13 protein-coding genes are annotated in these 15637 nt (G+C 67.2%); 11 read left to right on the top strand and 2 right to left on the bottom strand.

The window, feature by feature from the left end:
- The 11 genes from WT60_RS33140 to WT60_RS33080 all read left to right on the top strand — a co-directional run bounded on the left by WT60_RS33140 (position 1) and on the right by WT60_RS33080 (position 12662).
- Positions 1-1461 (top strand): NAD(P)-binding domain-containing protein, encoded by a 1461-nt coding sequence (locus WT60_RS33140; protein WP_060356903.1) that lies wholly within the window; start codon positions 1-3, stop codon positions 1459-1461.
- Positions 1461-2162: an ABC transporter ATP-binding protein gene (locus WT60_RS33135; RefSeq protein ID WP_038749020.1), complete on the top strand. Its 702-nt coding sequence runs from the start codon at positions 1461-1463 to the stop codon at positions 2160-2162. The genes WT60_RS33140 and WT60_RS33135 overlap by 1 nt, the downstream gene beginning before the upstream one ends.
- Entirely contained in the window at positions 2162-3628 is a 1467-nt protein-coding gene (locus WT60_RS33130; RefSeq protein WP_038749023.1) for an FtsX-like permease family protein, read from the top strand. The genes WT60_RS33135 and WT60_RS33130 overlap by 1 nt, the downstream gene beginning before the upstream one ends.
- A 56-nt stretch (positions 3629-3684) precedes the next feature.
- Complete coding sequence (locus tag WT60_RS33125) at positions 3685-4467, top strand: outer membrane lipoprotein-sorting protein (protein WP_059579882.1); 783 nt, start codon at positions 3685-3687, stop codon at positions 4465-4467.
- Positions 4464-5762 (top strand): hypothetical protein, encoded by a 1299-nt coding sequence (locus WT60_RS33120; RefSeq protein ID WP_060356904.1) that lies wholly within the window; start codon positions 4464-4466, stop codon positions 5760-5762. The genes WT60_RS33125 and WT60_RS33120 overlap by 4 nt, the downstream gene beginning before the upstream one ends.
- Positions 5763-5806: 44 nt before the next feature.
- Positions 5807-6205: a DUF4345 domain-containing protein gene (locus tag WT60_RS33115; RefSeq protein WP_059579796.1), complete on the top strand. Its 399-nt coding sequence runs from the start codon at positions 5807-5809 to the stop codon at positions 6203-6205.
- A gap of 73 nt (positions 6206-6278) precedes the next feature.
- Complete coding sequence (locus tag WT60_RS33110; protein ID WP_060356905.1) at positions 6279-7043, top strand: 4'-phosphopantetheinyl transferase superfamily protein; 765 nt, start codon at positions 6279-6281, stop codon at positions 7041-7043.
- A gap of 87 nt (positions 7044-7130) precedes the next feature.
- Entirely contained in the window at positions 7131-8234 is a 1104-nt protein-coding gene (locus WT60_RS33105; protein ID WP_060356906.1) for a triacylglycerol lipase, read from the top strand.
- A 334-nt stretch (positions 8235-8568) separates the two neighbouring features.
- Complete coding sequence (locus WT60_RS33095) at positions 8569-10992, top strand: EAL domain-containing protein (RefSeq protein ID WP_038749037.1); 2424 nt, start codon at positions 8569-8571, stop codon at positions 10990-10992.
- Positions 10993-11025: 33 nt separating this feature from the next.
- On the top strand, positions 11026-11766 hold the full coding sequence (locus tag WT60_RS33090; RefSeq protein ID WP_038749040.1) for an iron-containing redox enzyme family protein: 741 nt from the start codon (positions 11026-11028) through the stop codon (positions 11764-11766).
- 299 nt (positions 11767-12065) lie between these two features.
- Entirely contained in the window at positions 12066-12662 is a 597-nt protein-coding gene (locus WT60_RS33080; RefSeq protein ID WP_038749042.1) for an ABC transporter substrate-binding protein, read from the top strand.
- Positions 12663-12820: 158 nt separating this feature from the next.
- Here WT60_RS33080 and WT60_RS33075 read toward each other — a convergent pair whose 3' ends face one another.
- The gene (locus WT60_RS33075) at positions 12821-13468 is read right to left on the bottom strand and encodes a response regulator transcription factor (protein ID WP_060356907.1); all 648 of its coding nucleotides are present in this window, start codon (positions 13466-13468) and stop codon (positions 12821-12823) included.
- A complete protein-coding gene (locus tag WT60_RS33070) occupies positions 13465-14865 on the bottom strand; it encodes a cache domain-containing protein (protein WP_059579887.1) in 1401 nt (466 codons plus the stop codon). Before WT60_RS33070 ends, WT60_RS33075 begins: the two co-directional genes overlap by 4 nt.
- Between the last annotated feature and the right edge of the window lie 772 nt (positions 14866-15637).

Here is a 15637-nt window from a genome sequence, read left to right as displayed (position 1 = left end):
ATGACGACGACGAACACGACGACGGAACCGAGCACGGCAGCGGCAGCGACGTCGGCGCACCGGGATTGCAGCGGCCGCTATTGCATCATCGGCGGCGGCGCGGCCGGCATCGCGACGGCGAAGAACCTGCGCGAACATGGCATCGCGTTCGATCTGATCGAGCGCGAGGACGACATCGGCGGCACCTGGTACTACGGCAAGCCGTGCAGCGCGATCTACAAATCGGTGCACATGATCAGCTCGCGCGAGTTCTCCGAATACACGGATTACCCGATGCCGGCCGATTACCCGACGTACGCGCGCGGCGATCAGGCGCTCGCGTATCTGCGCGACTACGCGCGCCGCTTCGGCGTCTACGAGCACGCGGAGTTCAACCGGACCGTGCTGGAAGTCGCGCCGCTCGCGGAAGGCGGCTTGTGGCGCGTCGAGCTCGACGGCCACGACGTGCGCCACTACAAAGGCGTATTCGTCTGCAACGGCCATCTGTCGAAGCCGCAGGTGCCGGATTATCCGGGCCGCTTCGACGGGCTGCAGCTGCATTCGGCGCTGTACAAGACGCCCGACGTGCTGAAGGACAAGCGCGTGCTCGTCGTCGGCGCGGGCAATTCGGGCTGCGACATCGCGGTCGAGGCGGCCCATCACGCGAGCGCGGTGTTTCACAGCACGCGGCGCGGCTACTTCTACTGGCCGAAATTCCTGTTTGGGATTCCTGCGGATCGCTGGGCCGAGTGGCCGCTGAAGCTGCGCCTGCCGCTGTGGGCGCGGCGCTTGTTCGGCGAACGGCTCTTGCGTCTGACGACGGCCGGCCAGCCGGAAGACTACGGGCTGCCGAAGCCGGACCACAAGCTGTTCGAGGCGCACTTCATCATCAATTCGACGCTGTTCTATCACCTCGGGCACGGCGATCTCGCCGCGAAGCCGGACGTCGTCGAGCTGAAGGGCGACCGCGTGGCGTTCTCGGACGGCAGCGAGGAACAGATCGACGCGATCGTCTACGCAACGGGCTTCCAGCTGAGCTTCCCGTTTCTCGACCAGTCGTATCTTCAATGGGACAAGATGCAGCCGCGCCTGTACCTGAACATCTTCGATCGCGCGCATCCGAACCTGTTCTTCATCGGCCTGTTCCAGACGTCGACCGGCAACTGGCCGCTGATGGATTATCAGGCGCAGCTCGTCGCGCGCTACCTGCGCGCGCGCGATGCGGCGCCGCGCAAAGCCGCGCGGATCGACCGGCTGACCGGCCGCGACCGCTCGAACTGGAACGGCGGAATTCATTTCAGCGCTACGCAGCGGCACGTGATCGAAGTCGAGCATTTCGCGTACCGGCTGCAACTGAAGCGGCTGATTCGCTCGCTGCCCGATTCGCGCGTCGCGTCGCGGCAGGCGCGGCCCGTGGCCGTCGCGGCTTCGGCTTCGCCTCCGGCGCAAGCCGCCGCGCGCGTGCAGGCGGGGGACGCGTGATGCCGATCGTGCGCGTCGAGAACGTCAGCAAGACCTACTTGCTCGACAGCGTGAAAGTGACCGGCCTCGCCGGCGTGTCGATCGACATCGACGCGAATCGCTTCACCGTGCTGAGCGGCCCGTCCGGCAGCGGCAAGACGACGCTGCTCAACATGATCGGCTGCATCGACCGGCCGGACGCGGGGCGCGTGAGCGTGGCGGGGCAGGACACCGCGACGTTGTCCGACGATGCGCTGTCGGATTTCCGCGCGAGACAGGTGGGCCACGTGTTTCAGTCGTTCAACCTGCTGCCGGTGCTGTCCGCGTACGAGAACGTCGAATATCCGCTGCTGATGGCGCGCACGCCTGCACGCGAGCGCGCGGAGCGCGTCGCGTATCTGCTCGATGCCGTCGGCTTGAGCGGCAAGGGCGCGCACCGGCCGAGCCAGCTGTCGGGCGGCCAGCGGCAGCGCGTCGCGATCGCGCGCGCGCTCGCGGCGGGGCCGTCGCTCGTGCTCGCCGACGAGCCGACCGCGAACCTCGACAGCGTCACGGGCCAGGCGATCATCGCGTTGATGCACAAGATGCAGCGCGAGAGCGGCGTGTCGTTCATCGTGTCGTCGCACGATCCGCAGGTGCTGGATGCGGCCGACGACGTCGTGCAGATTCGCGACGGGCGCATCGTCGATCGCCGCCGCGTCGCGCAGGAGGCGCAGAGCTGATGCATACCTTCATGTTGGCGCTGCGCAATCTGCAGCGAAACCGGCGGCGCTCGATCACGACGCTGCTCGCGATGATCGTCGGCGTCTGCGCGATCCTGCTGTTCGGCGGCTTCAGCAAGGACATCACGTTCGGATTGCAGACGGATTTCGTGCGGCGCAGCGGGCACTTGCAGATCCAGCGGCACGGCTATTTCCAGTACGGCAGCGGCAACCCGGTCGCGTACGGGATCGGCGGCTACGAGCGGCTGATCGCGCAGCTGCGCGACGATCCGGTGCTCGCGCCGATGATCGCGGTGATCACGCCGACGCTGCAGTTCGGCGGGATAGCCGGAAACTTCGAAGCGGGCGTGTCGCGCACGGTGCTCGCGCAGGGCGCGATCGCCGACGAGCAAGACCGGATGCAGCAGTGGAACGACTACGGCTTTCCATTGACGCCGAAGCCGTATCCGCTCGTCGGCACCGTGCCCGATGCGGCGATCGTCGGGCACGGCGTCGCGCGCGTGCTGCATCTATGCGGGCCGCTGCGCGTGCCCGATTGCGGCGACGGCGGCATCGCGAAGGGGGCTGCAACGGCCGCGTCCGGCGTGGCGACGCCCGACGCGGCGACGTCCGATGCATCCGCGCCCGCCGCGGCCGACGCGCCCGCCGACGTGCTCGCGCTCGCCGCGGCCGAGGCGGACGCGCAAAAGCGCGAGCGAAAGAGCGACGGCGCGGGCGCGACGCACATCGAGGTGCTCGCGGCGAACGCCTACGGCGCGCCGAACGTCGGCGGCTTCACGGTGGTCAAGGCCGAGCAGCAGGGCGTGAAGGAGCTCGACGACGTTTATCTCGCGATGCATCTGCCGCGCGCGCAGCGGCTCGTCTACGGCGGCGACGCGCCGCGCGTGACGGCGATCGAGATCCAGTTCAAGCACACCGCGCAACTGCCCGCCGCGCGCGCGCGGATCGACCAGCTGTTCGGCGGCCGCTTCGAAGGCCAGCCGCTCGACATGCTCGATTTCGCCGCGCTCAATCCGTTCTATGACCAGACGAACCGCATGTTCTCGATGATCTTCGGCTTCGTGTTCGTGCTGATCGGCGCGATCGTGCTGTTCGTGGTCAGCAACACGATGAGCACGGCGATCCTCGAGCGGACCGTCGAGATCGGCACGCTGCGCTCGATGGGCGTGCGCCGCGGCGGCATCCAGGCGCTGTTCGTCTGCGAAGGCGCGCTGCTCGGCATCGTCGGCGCGTCGGTCGGCGTGCTCGTCGCGCTCGGTCTCGCGGCAGCGGTGAATCACAGCGGGCTCGCGTGGACGCCGCCCGCGCGGATCGATTCGGTCGCGCTGACGGTGCGCGTGTGGGGCGAATGGCGCCTCATCGCGTTGACGTTCGTCGGGCTCGCGTTCGTCGCCGGGCTGTCCGCATGGCTGCCCGCGCGGCACGCGGCGCGGCTGTCGATCGTCGACGCGCTGCGCTACGTATGAGTTTCGTGAATTTTCAGTTTGAACAACGAAAGATCGAATCGATCGGGAGGTGGAGCGTGCGTCGCTTGTTTCGTACATGGTGGATCGGATTGAGTCTCGGCGCGGCGGCGCTCGCGCATGCGCAGACGCCGCCCGATCCGCAGAAGCTGCTCGCGGAAAGCGACGCGATCCGCACGCCGGCGAAGTCGTTCGTGCTCACCGCGACGCTGACCGAATACCGGTCCGGCAAGCAGGTCGACGGCAACACGCTGTCGATCTATTCGAAGCCCGACGCGCCGGGCGGCGCGTTCCGCACGCTGGTGCGCTTCGTCGCGCCCGCGCGCGATGCGGGCAAGCTGATGCTGAAGAACGGCAACGACCTGTGGTTCTACGATCCGGCGAACCAGGCGAGCATCCGCATCTCGCCGGACCAGCGGCTGCTCGGGCAGGCGGCGAACGGCGACGTCGTGACCGTCAATCTCGCGCACGATTATCAGGCGGAGCTCGAGGGCGCCGAGGACGTGATGGACGGCGACCGGCAGACGCGGCATTGTTACAAGCTGTCGCTGAAGGGCAATGCGCAGGGCCTCACGTACCATCGGATCGAGATGTGGCTCGACGCGTCGAACAGCCGGCCGGTGAAGGCGAAGTTCTATTCGGAAAGCGACCGGCTGCTGAAGAGCGCGTTCTATCGGCGCTATACGATGGAGCTCGGCGTGGAGCGTCCGACCGAGACGGTGATCATCGACGGCCTCGATCCGAACTGGGTGACGGTGATGCGCTTTTCCGGATACGCGTGGCGCGACATTCCGGACGCGTGGCTGCAGCGAGATTATCTGCCCCGCTTCCAGGCGCAATGACGCTCAGATCGTTGGCGGTCCTGATTTGCGCGGCGGCCGCGGCGATGCCGCTGCGCGCCGCGGCGGCAGGCGATGCTGACGCGCCGGGCGACGCGACGAACGCGGCGCTGGACCTGGCTGACGCAACGCCTGTCGCCGCGCCGGAAGCGGCGCGATCGTGGAAATTCAGCGTGCAGGATGCGGTGCGCTGGAGCGACGACCGTGACGCCGCTTCATCGTGGCGTAACCAGCTGTCGCTGGAATTCCAGTTCGAGCACGCGCTCACGCCGACGCTGAACGTGAACTTCGCGATGCGGTTCGATCGTTTCGATCCATTGTCGTCCGGCGCGGCGTCGCACCGTGACGTGATGCTCGTCAAGGAGGCGTATGCGAGCTGGAAGCCGTCGCCGCTGCTGGCGATCGACGCGGGCCGGATCAACGAACGCATCGGCGCGGCGATCGGCTACAACCCGACCGATTTCTTCAAGGCGGGCGCGGTGAGCCTCGACGTGCCGCCCGATCCGGACAGCCGCCACACGAACCGGCTCGGCAGCGTCGGCGTGCGCGCGCAGCGCGTCTGGGATTCGGGATCGATCGCGCTGATGCTGTCGCCGCGGCTCGCGAGCCGCAGCGTGCCGGGCGATCCGTTCGCGTCGTCGGACCTGCGGCGCACGAATGGCGTCGATCGCTGGATGCTCGTCGGCAGCCAGCGGATCACGCCGGCGATCCAGCCGCAGTGGGTGCTGTACGGCGAGAGCGGGCAATCGCCGCAGTTCGGGCAGAATCTGAGCGTGCTGCTGGGCAACGCGGTGGTCGCGTACGCGGAATGGACGCTCGGCTGGCGGCCGTCGCTGATCGGCTCGGCGACGGGCGGCGGCAACGGCAACCGCGCGTTTCGCACGCGCTCGGCGGTCGGCTTTACGTGGACGCTACCGATCGACTTGTCGCTGACGGCTGAGCTGCAAGGCAACAGCGGCGGCGCGTCGGCATCGCAATGGCGCGCGCTGCAGGCGAGCGATCCTTACGCGTGGGGCCGCGCGGTTCGTACGTCGATCGCCGCGCAGGAGTTGCCGTCGCGGCACGGGCTGTTCCTGATGGCCGCATGGCGCAACGTGTTCGTGCGCCGCCTCGACCTGACGGGCTTCGCGCAACTCGATCTCGGCGCGGGGCGGCAGTATTGGGTCGAGCTGCGGCGGCGCTTCGACACGTTCGACGTCGCCGTGCAGTTCCTGCGGCAGACGGGACCGTCGTGGAGCCGCTTCGGCGCGATGCCCGAGGCGAGCAGCGTTCAGGTGCTGGGCATTTTTTATCAATGAGACGTCGTCAATCGTCGAATAACAAGGACAAGGGCCACTCTTCGATGAGCAAACGCATTCTGCAAATCGCCACCGCGATTCTCGCGGCCGTGCCGGTCGCAACCGGCGCGCTCGGCATGATGGGCATTCACGATCCGCTGTACGCATCGCTCGGCGTCGCGCTGCCCGCCGACGCGACGCTCGACAGCAACCTGCGCTTCTACGCGGGCGTCTGGTTCGGCCTCGGTCTCGGCGCGTTCTGGACGATCCCGAACATCGAGCGCAACGGCGTCCTGTTCCGCGCGCTGTGGACGATGATCTTCGTCGGCGGAATCGGGCGTCTCATCTCACTCGTGTCGCTCGGCGCACCGTTCCCGCCGTTCATCGGCTTTACCGTACTCGAGATCGTCGGCGCGCCGCTGTTCGTCTGGTGGCAGCGCCGCGTCGCGGCGACGGCCGGCTGACGGGCGACGTCGAGCGCGCAGCGCGGCCGGCGCCGTCGGCGTGCGTTTGAAACACTTAGGTTGACTGACAAAAATGATGGCGGAAGGATTGCCGCGCGCGGCACCGCATGACGACGCGGCGGCGCTGCGGTTCTGCGTCGCGCGGCCGTCGGCGGCACTGACGGAGCGGTTGATGCGCGGCGAGGCGCACGTGTGGCGCGCACGCGCGGACGAAGCGGGTTCGTATCTGAAGCGCGATTGCTTGTCGCTGAGCGAATACGAGCGCGCCGCGCGGCTCAAGTTCGGCGCGCATCGCGAGTTGTTCGTGTTCGCGCGCGCGATGGTGCGCGTCGTGCTCGGCGAATACCTGAGCGCCGATCCGGCGCGGCTCGTGTTCGACGTCGAGCCGGGCGGAAAGCCGGTGCTGTTCGGCCGCGATCTCGAATTCAGCGTGAGCCATGCGTGCGGCGCGGTGCTGATGGCGGTCGCGAAAAAGCGGGTGGGCTGCGATCTCGAATCGCTCGGTCGAAAGCTCGACGTCGACGCGCTCGCGGCCGCGAGCCTCGGCGAACGCGAGCGCGACCTGTTCGAGCGCGTGCCGAAAAACGCGCGCGAGCGGCTGTTACTGCAATTGTGGACGCGCAAGGAGGCGCTCTTGAAGGCGCACGGCGCGGGCCTGCGGCGCGATCCGCGGGAGCTGGAGATGCCGTGGCCCGTGTCGCCGGGCGCGCGGGACGAATGCGTGAGCGACGGCGTGCGGTGGGCGGTCGCCGACGTCGCGCTCGGCGCGCAGTGGCGCGCCGCGGTCGCGATGGAGGATCGCGGTGCGCACTTGCGCGGATTCTGTTTGGGGTGGTGAGCCGCCGTCCGGCGTCGCGATCGTGGCGATTGCGGCGAACGGGCGTGCGGCATCGTTCAAGTAACGCTACATGCAGGGGAAACGTTCATGGAGTCGATGTTCAAATGCGTCGCCGACGCGGCGCGGGCAGCAAGAAAAAGTCTGATGAATGCCTGGGCGACGGCGATCGTCGCCGCGATGTGCGCGATCGCCGCGCCGGCAGTGCACGCGGACACCGCGGCGGGCGCGGTCGACGATTACGCGGCGACGCGCTATCCGATCATCCTCGTCCACGGCCTGACGGGCACCGACGACTATTTCGGCATCGTGCCTTACTGGTACGGCATGCAATCCGATCTGCAGCGGCACGGCGCGACCGTGTTCGTCGCCGATCTGTCAGGATTCCAGAGCGACATCGGCCCGAACGGGCGCGGCGAGCAGCTGCTCGCGTACGTGAAGCAGGTGCTCGCCGTCACCGGCGCGCAGAAGGTCAACCTGATCGGCCACAGCCAGGGCGGGCTGACGTCGCGCTACGTCGCGGCGGTTGCGCCGGATCTCGTTGCCTCGGTGACGACGATCGCGACGCCGCATCGCGGCTCGCAGTTCGCCGACTTCGTGCTCAGCGCGCTGAGTCTCGATCCGACCGGCCTGTCGACGCCGATCTTCGGCGGACTGCTGAATATTTTCGGCATCCTGACAAGCCACACACACAACACGAATCAGGATGCAATCGCCGCGCTGAACGCGCTCAGCACGTCATACGCGACGCAATTCAACACGCTGTTCCCGAGCGCGGGCCTCGGCGCGGCCGGCGCGTGCGCGTCGGGCGTGCCGAGCGAGACGGTCGGCGGCAACGTGCACCTGCTGTATTCGTGGAGCGGCAGCGCGTACCAGCCGATCAAGGTGCTCGGCGTCACGACGGGCGCGATCGACACGAGCACCATTGCGCTCGTCGATCCGGCCAACGTGCTCGATCCGTCGACGCTCGTGTTCCTGACGGCCGGCAACATCATGGCGCTCAAGCAGGCGGGGCCGAACGACGGCTTCACGTCGACCTGCAGCTCGCTCTACGGAACGTCGATCTCGACGGATTACAAATGGAATCACTTCGACGAGATCAACCAACTGCTCGGCGTTCGCGGCGCGTATGCGCCCGATCCGGTCGCGGTGCTGCGCACGCATGCGAACCGGCTGAAATTACAGGGCGTTTGAAAGAAGGTTGAGCGGCGGCGCGCCGCGCGTCGTATGATTGTCCGACGAATGCGCCGCCGCTTGCGCGAGCGGCGGCGCACGCGCATTCATGCAGCGGACGCGTCATATGTAACGCGACGAGCAGACGAATGCGCGCAAGATGGCCAGTCTACGCACGACCTCCACGAGGATCTGCGAGACAGGCCACGCTTCGAGCATCTGGCGGCGGACCGGCAACGGGTCGCCGCCGGTTCGTTTCCGGCGTTAGCGCGCGCCGGGGGAATACGAGACCGCCGCGGTGAAGCGGCGCGGCGGCGGGGCTGAGGCAAGGTGGACGATGAACGGGACTTCCAGCATGCGCGAACAGGCGCTCGGCTTGAACGACGCAAGAGGCCAGGCGGCCGAACTGAGGCCGGCGCTCGACGTCTGGCCGATCCTGCTGATGGTGTCGGTGCTCGTGTGCGTCGTGATCGTGAGTCTGACGGTGGTGTCCTTCCTTAGGGTGTACATCGGCGGCGAGAGCACGTGGTCGAAGTCGCAGAAGGACGCGGTCATCTATCTGATCCGTTACGCGGAGACGGGCGACGAGCGCGCATACAAGCTCTACGAGGCCGCGATCGACAAACCCTATCGGCTGAGCCTCGCGCGCGCCGCGTTGCAGCGCAAGCCGCCCGATCGCGCGACCGCGCGCGAGGCGATCATCGCGAGCGGCATCGACCCTACCGACGCGGCGGCGGCCGCGCTGCTGCTGCCCGCGCTCAGCTGGGTCGCGAAGATCAACTACGCGCTGCAGTGCTGGATGCAGGCCGACGTCGAGCTCGCCGAGTTCCGCAGCGTCGCGAGCCAGCTGCACGCGCTCGTCAGCAGCGGCCATCGCGACGATCCGCGCGTGAAGGAGCTCGAATATCGCGCGTGGGACATCAACGAGCGCGTGTCCGGCCTGCCCGATCGCTTCTCGAAGGCGTTCAGCGACGAATTCCGCTCGAGCGTCGCGCTGCTGCTCGTCTGCTACTTCGTCGCGTCGATGTTCCTGATGTATCTCGCGCTCGTCTGGGCGCGCAAGGCCGCGTTGCAACGGTTGTCGATCCAGTACGCGCTCGACCGCAGCGAGGCGTTCGCCGAGGCGGCGCTGAGCTCGGTCGCGGAGGCCGTGATCACCGTGGGGCTCGCGAAGAACGTCGACTTCATCAACAACGCGGCTGAGCAGTTGCTCGGCTATTCGGCCGCCGCGTGCGTCGGCGCGCCGGTGTCGAGCGTGCTGATGCTGCTCGACAAGGAGACGGGGAACGCGGTCGACATCGTCGACGAACTCTGGGCGCGCGAGGAGCGTACGCCGATCAAGCGCGAGGTGCATCTGCTGCGCCGCGATCACTCGAAGATAGTTGTACAGACAACCATCTCGGAAATGGGCGACCGCGTGCATGGCCACATCGGCTACGTGCTGATCCTGCGCAACATGACGCGCGAGCAGCAGTTCCTCGAAAGCCTCGCATGGCAGGCGACGCACGACGTGCTGACGGGCCTCGTGAACCGCGTCGAGTTCGAGCGCCGTCTCGAAGTCGCGCTCGCCGACGCGACCTCCGGCAAGGCCCGCATCGATTCGATGCTGCTGATGCTCGACCTCGACCGCTTCAAGGAGATCAACGACACGTGCGGCCACGCGGCGGGCGACGCGATGCTGCGTGAAGTTACGCAGCGCTTCCAGAGCTGCCTCGACGACGAGGACGTGCTCGCGCGGCTCGGCGGCGACGAGTTCGGCGTGCTGCTGCCGCACGGCGCGGGCTCGTGGCCGTCGAAGAACAAGGCCGAGCGGCTGCGCCGCAGCCTCGAGGATTTCGTGTTCCTGTGGGAGGGCGAGCGCTTCACGGTCAGCGTCAGCATCGGCGTGCTCGAGCTCTGCAAGGCGCCGCGCAATCTCGAGATGGCCGTCAAGCTTGCCGACATCGCGTGCTACATCGCGAAGGAGCGCGGGCGCAACCGCATCCAGCTCGCCGACCCGAGCGACTTGCAGCAGGCGCGCCACGTCGGCGACGTGCAATGGAGCCGCCGGATCAAGACCGCGCTCGAAACCGACGGCTTCCGCCTGTACGTGCAGCCCATCGTCCACACGCGCCCGGATTCCGGCACGCCCGAGCGCGCGGAGGTGCTGCTGCGCATGACGGGCGGCGCGGGCCGCGACATCTCGCCCGCCGCGTTCCTGCCGGCCGCCGAGCGCTACGGGCTGATGGGGCTCATCGATCGCTGGGTGGTCCGCACCGTGTTCCACAAGTTGAGCGCGATGCCGGTGCGCGAGTACCACGAATACAACGTGAACTTGTCGGGCGCGTCGATTTCCGACGAGCGCTTTCTCGAATTCGTGATCGCCGAGCTGTTGAGCTCCGGTCTCGAACCATCGGTGATCTGCTTCGAGATCACCGAAACGATCGCCGTGAAGAATCTCGAGCTTGCGTCGCGCTTCATGAGCGAGCTGCGCACGATAGGCTGCCGCTTCGCGCTGGACGATTTCGGCGCGGGCATGTCGTCGTTTCGCTATCTGCGCAACCTGCCGATCGATTACCTGAAGATCGACGGCGAATTCGTGTCGAACATGATGTCGGACCGGGTGAGTTTTGGCGTCGTCAGCGCGATCAACGCGGTCGCGCACTCGATGCGTTGCAGCACCGTCGCCGAGCATGTGGAATCCGACGCCGAGCTCGGCATGCTGCGCGAGCTCGGCATCGACTTCTGCCAGGGATATTTCTTTGCTCAGCCTTCGCCGTGGCGCGAGGGCGGCTATTGACGTGGTTGGGTGACTTTATCTAAGGAGAGGAAATTGCATATCCCTTTTGAACGCGAAGGCGACTTGATGGATATCGGGAGCTATCCACACTGGCTACAGGACGTGGTCGGCACGGTGCGGGCGGCGCGCGACCGCGTGCGCTTCCACGAGGTTTTCTCGCTGATGCGCGACGGCCGCCTCGCGCCGCGGCAGCTCGCCGCGTTCTTCGTGAACGGCTGGCCCGTCGTCGAGCAGTTTCCGAAGTACATGTCGATGAACCTGCTGAAGGCGAACGGCACGAGTTCGTCCGGCGACGAGAAGGCGCGCCGCTATCTGATTCGCAACATTCGCGTCGAGCTGAACCACGTCGAGCACTGGGTCAACTGGGCGGAGGCGAGCGGCTTGCCGCGCCGGCAGCTGATCGACGGCGACAGCCCGCCCGCCGCGCTCGCGCTCAGCCACTGGTGCTGGAAGAGCAGCAGCGCGGATTCGCTCGCGGCGAGCATCGCGGCGACCAACTACGCGATCGAAGGCGTGACGGGCGAATGGAGCGCGGACCTGTGCCGTTCGGACGTCTATGAAATGGGTTTTCCCGAGCATGTGCGCGGCCGTGCGATGCGCTGGCTGAAGCTGCATTCGAGCTATGACGACAAGCATCCGTGGGAGGCGCTCGACATCGTCGCGACGATCCTCGGCCAATCGCCGAGCACCGAGCAGGTGCGCGACGTCTCGGCCGGCATCGAGCGCAGCTTCCGTTATTTCGAGATGAGCCTTTCATGCTGCCTCGACGCGTGAGCTCCGCGCGTCGTCGTCTGGCGGCGGGCGAACGCAAGCCCGGCCGGCGACGGCGAGGCGAGCCCGCTTCGCGGGCGATCCGCGGTGGCGCGCGTCGATCGGTCGCGCATGCGTGTCCATGCGTGGCGGCGACGGAGAGGCGCACCGCTTCGCCGGCCGCGTCGTAAATATTTCGTCTATTCGGTAACAGACCGTCACGGCGCCGCGCGAGCGCGCCAAGCTCGGTATACTGTCCTGTCTGCGCCGGCGCCGTGTCGCGTCCGGCTTGTTCTCTTCCTAGTTCGATACACGCTACACGCATGAAACGTCATCTGTTTGCTTTTGTGGCCGCGGCCGTCGTGTCCGTTTCGGCAATCGCTCAAACCGCGCCCGTCGAGGTGGTCAGGAACGCCGTGGAGGGCACCGTCGGCGCGATGAAGGCGGACCCCGCCGCGCGCGGCGGCGACATGGCGAAGATCACGCAGATCGTCGAAGCGCGCTTTCTGCCCGCGACGAACTTCGAGCGCACGACGCGCATCGCGGTGGGTGATGCGTGGAAGCAGGCGAGCCCGCAGCAACAAGAGGAGCTGTACAAGCAATTCCGGATTCTGATGACGCGCACGTACGCGGCATCGCTCGCGCAGCTCGGCAGCCAGGACGCGAAGTTCAGTTTCAAGGCGGCGGGCGCGGGCGGCGCCGACGCGCTGGTGCGCTCGACGGTGACGACGCCGGGCGACAGCCAGTCGGTCGGCTACCGGCTCGGCAAGATCGGCAACGACTGGAAGATCTACGACATCGACATGTCGGGCGCGTGGCTGATCCAGGTCTACCAGGGCCAGTTCAAGGCGCAGCTCGCGCAGGGCGGCATCGACGGTCTGATCGCATTCCTGACGAAGCACAACGCGCGCGCGAACTGAGCGCGCCGGCCGATTCGTTCGGCATTCGTCATTCGTCATGCAAATGGGCGCTTCGGCGCCCTTTTTCATGTCGCGCGATGAAGATGCGGGGTGTGTCGAGCGCGCTGCGCGCTGCGTGTGGCGTGCGCTCGCCGCTGATGCTTGTGTCGCGCGTTCGCCTAGCGCCTGCGATGCTCGACCGCGAACTTGATCAGCTCCGCCTGGCCTTCGATATCGAGCTTGCGTTTCAGATTCAGCCGATGCGTTTCGACCGTGCGCACCGACAGGCCGTTGCGCTGCGCGATCTGCTTGCTCGACAACCCGTGCGCGAGCGCATCGAGGATGTCGCGTTCGCGCGGCGTGAGCCGGTCGAGCGGCGACGCTTCCGCGCTCGCGTGAATCATCCGTGCGGCGATGCCCTCGCTGAAGAACGTCTGACCGGCGAGCACCGCACCGATCGCGCGCACGATCTCGGTCGCGGGCGAATCCTTCAGCAGATAGCCGCTCGCGCCCGCGCGCACCGCCTGCGTCACGTATTCGACGTTGTCGTGCATCGACAGCATCAGCACGCGAATCGCAGGGAAGCGCTCGTGAAAGACGCCCGCGAGCGCGATTCCGTTCATGCCCTGCATGCCGATGTCCATCAGCGCAAGATCGGGCTCGAGCGATTCGGCGAGCGCGAGCGCTTCGTCCGCGTTGCCCGCTTCGCCGACGACGGCGAGGCCGGGCGCCGCTTCGAGGCGCATCTTGAGGCCGTCGCGCACGAGCGGATGGTCGTCGACGAGCAGGAGGCGCGCGGGGCGCATCGTCGAGGAGGAAGTCGTCATCGCGTGGTTCCTGTTGAGTCGGCGCCGGACAGCGGCACGCGCGCGGCGACGACTGTGTGTCCGACCTGCGAGCTGATCGCGAGCGCGCCGCCGAGCGCGTCGAGCCGCTCGCGCATGTTGCGCAGGCCGACGCCGCCGCGCGCGTCCGCCTGCGCGCGTTCGGCGTCGAAGCCGCGGCCGTTGTCGGCGATCGTCAGCGCGGCTTCGCGCGACGACAGCTCGAGCGTAACGGCCGCGCGCGTTGCATGCGCATGGCGCAGGATGTTGGTCAGCGCCTCCTGCGCGATGCGAAAGAGCGCGGTTTTCACGGGTGCCGGCAACGACGGCGCGCCGCCGTGCTCGACCCGCGTGAAGCCGAGCTCGACGCCCGTCTCCACGCCGAGTTCGCGCACCAACTGGTCGAGCGCGGCCGCGAGGCCGAGGTCGTCGAGCATCGTGGGGCGCAGCGCGTGCGAGATGCGGCGCACTTCGCGCAGCGTGTCGCCGAGCCGCGCGATGCCTTTCGACAGCGCGGCTTCCGCGGCGGTCTCGCGCGTCGGCAGGCGTGCGAAGCGTTCGAGCGCCGATTCGAACATCAGCTTCGCCGAAACCATCATCTGGCTGATGCCGTCGTGCAGCTCGCGCGCAAGGCGCGCGCGCTCCTGTTCCTGTGATTCGACGACTTGCTGCGCGAGGCGCTTGAGCTTCGCGTCCGCGCTGCGCGACTCGCTCACGTTCAGCACGAGCGCGCACAGCGCGATGACCGCGGCGCCCGCGAGCGCGATCGCGCTCAACCACGTCATCGTGCGCTCGATGTTCGCCGATGCGCGCGCGTCGATCCGCGCGAGCGCGGTGTCGACGTCGTCCAGATAGATGCCGGTGCCGACCATCCAGCCCCAGCGCGGCAGCGAAACGACGTAGCCGAGCTTCGGCGCGAGCTTGCCTGTCGACGGGCGCTGCCACACGTAGCGCACGTAGCCGCCGCCGCGCGACGCGGCCGCAATCAGCTGTTGAATCGCGAGCGAGCCCCGCGGGTCGCGCAGCGACCAGAAATTGTGACCGACCCGTTCGGGCTCGCGCGGATGCATCAGCGAATTGCCGTGCAGATCGTAGACGAAGAAGTAGCCGTCGGGGCCGAATTCCATCTTTTGCAGCATCGCGAGCGCTTGCTGGCGGAGCATCGCGTCGTCGCGCGCGTTGTCGCGGCCTGCCTCGTACAGCGGCGCGACGGCGCTCGTCGCGAGATCGACGTAGTGCTTGAGCTCGATTTCCTTGCTCGACAGGTACGCGGCCTCGATCGTCGCGTGCTGCGTGCGCGCGAGCAAGGTTGCTTGCTGGCGCACGCCCAGGCCGATCGCCGCGATCGTCACGAGGAAGGGCACGATCGCGAGCAGGAAGATCTTGAACTTCAGCCTCATCGCAATGGGCATCCGGCCGTGGGGGCGCGCGCCGCGCACGCGCGGCGGACCGCGCGCGGGGGCGCGCCGTCGATTGTCTGTCTGGTCGGCGGCGCGCCGCCTTCAATGATGTCGCGCGCGAGTCTCATCTGGGTTCCATCGCCGGGATTGGCACATGTCGGCGAGCGGCTTGTGGTTGTCGTTCGGCGCCGATCGTTCCGCCGAGCGCATTCTAGCGGAAGATTCGCGGCCTCGACTTGACGGCGCGCGGTATGCGCGCGGCGGATGCTCGAAGAAGCGGTCGGAAACGGGCGGCGTTCACCCGCGTCGTTTTGCGTGTATCGCTCGCGTGGCGACAAGCGCGTGCGAAGAGGGGGCCTTCCGGCGTCTCAAGCGCGAGTCGATCGGCACGACGGCGGCGCGGCGATCGAAGCCGCGACGCTCATGTCATGCCGGTCAGGCTGCAACCGCCTGCTTCGTATGCGAATCGACAAGTCGCGCCGAGCGTCATGCGATGCAGCCGGCATCCCGATTCGAACGCTCGCCGCGATGTGCGCGACGACTGCCCGGAAGGGCGATGCGGGCTCTCGCGGTTTCGTTTCTCGGCATGTTGATTAGATATGCGAAGTAATGAGGTGGGGGGGAATACGCCTGAAGAGATGCGGTCGAAGGAGGGTATTTTTGAGATACGAGGATGCACCGTAAAAGAAGACTTGAAATTGCAGCGCACCAAATAAGAGAATTACGCGGCTTAGAAGATAATCGAATTGCCAACCCATACAAATCAATTACT

The organism is Burkholderia sp. MSMB617WGS (assembly GCF_001532025.2).
GTDB lineage: Bacteria > Pseudomonadota > Gammaproteobacteria > Burkholderiales > Burkholderiaceae > Burkholderia > Burkholderia savannae.
Note: the sequence above shows the minus strand (reverse complement) of the source record. Positions and strands in the feature narration are given on the sequence as shown.

Bases quoted from the DNA above. Each gene is read 5' to 3' on its own strand.
- WT60_RS33140 (WP_060356903.1), top strand. From the start codon at position 1: ATGACGACGACGAACACGACGACGGAACCGAGCACGGCAGCGGCAGCG.
- WT60_RS33135 (WP_038749020.1), top strand. From the start codon at position 1,461: ATGCCGATCGTGCGCGTCGAGAACGTCAGCAAGACCTACTTGCTCGAC.
- WT60_RS33130 (WP_038749023.1), top strand. From the start codon at position 2,162: ATGCATACCTTCATGTTGGCGCTGCGCAATCTGCAGCGAAACCGGCGG.
- WT60_RS33120 (WP_060356904.1), top strand. From the start codon at position 4,464: ATGACGCTCAGATCGTTGGCGGTCCTGATTTGCGCGGCGGCCGCGGCG.
- WT60_RS33115 (WP_059579796.1), top strand. From the start codon at position 5,807: ATGAGCAAACGCATTCTGCAAATCGCCACCGCGATTCTCGCGGCCGTG.
- WT60_RS33110 (WP_060356905.1), top strand. From the start codon at position 6,279: ATGATGGCGGAAGGATTGCCGCGCGCGGCACCGCATGACGACGCGGCG.
- WT60_RS33105 (WP_060356906.1), top strand. From the start codon at position 7,131: ATGGAGTCGATGTTCAAATGCGTCGCCGACGCGGCGCGGGCAGCAAGA.
- WT60_RS33095 (WP_038749037.1), top strand. From the start codon at position 8,569: ATGCGCGAACAGGCGCTCGGCTTGAACGACGCAAGAGGCCAGGCGGCC.
- WT60_RS33080 (WP_038749042.1), top strand. From the start codon at position 12,066: ATGAAACGTCATCTGTTTGCTTTTGTGGCCGCGGCCGTCGTGTCCGTT.
- WT60_RS33075 (WP_060356907.1), bottom strand. From the start codon at position 13,468: ATGACGACTTCCTCCTCGACGATGCGCCCCGCGCGCCTCCTGCTCGTC.
- WT60_RS33070 (WP_059579887.1), bottom strand. From the start codon at position 14,865: ATGAGGCTGAAGTTCAAGATCTTCCTGCTCGCGATCGTGCCCTTCCTC.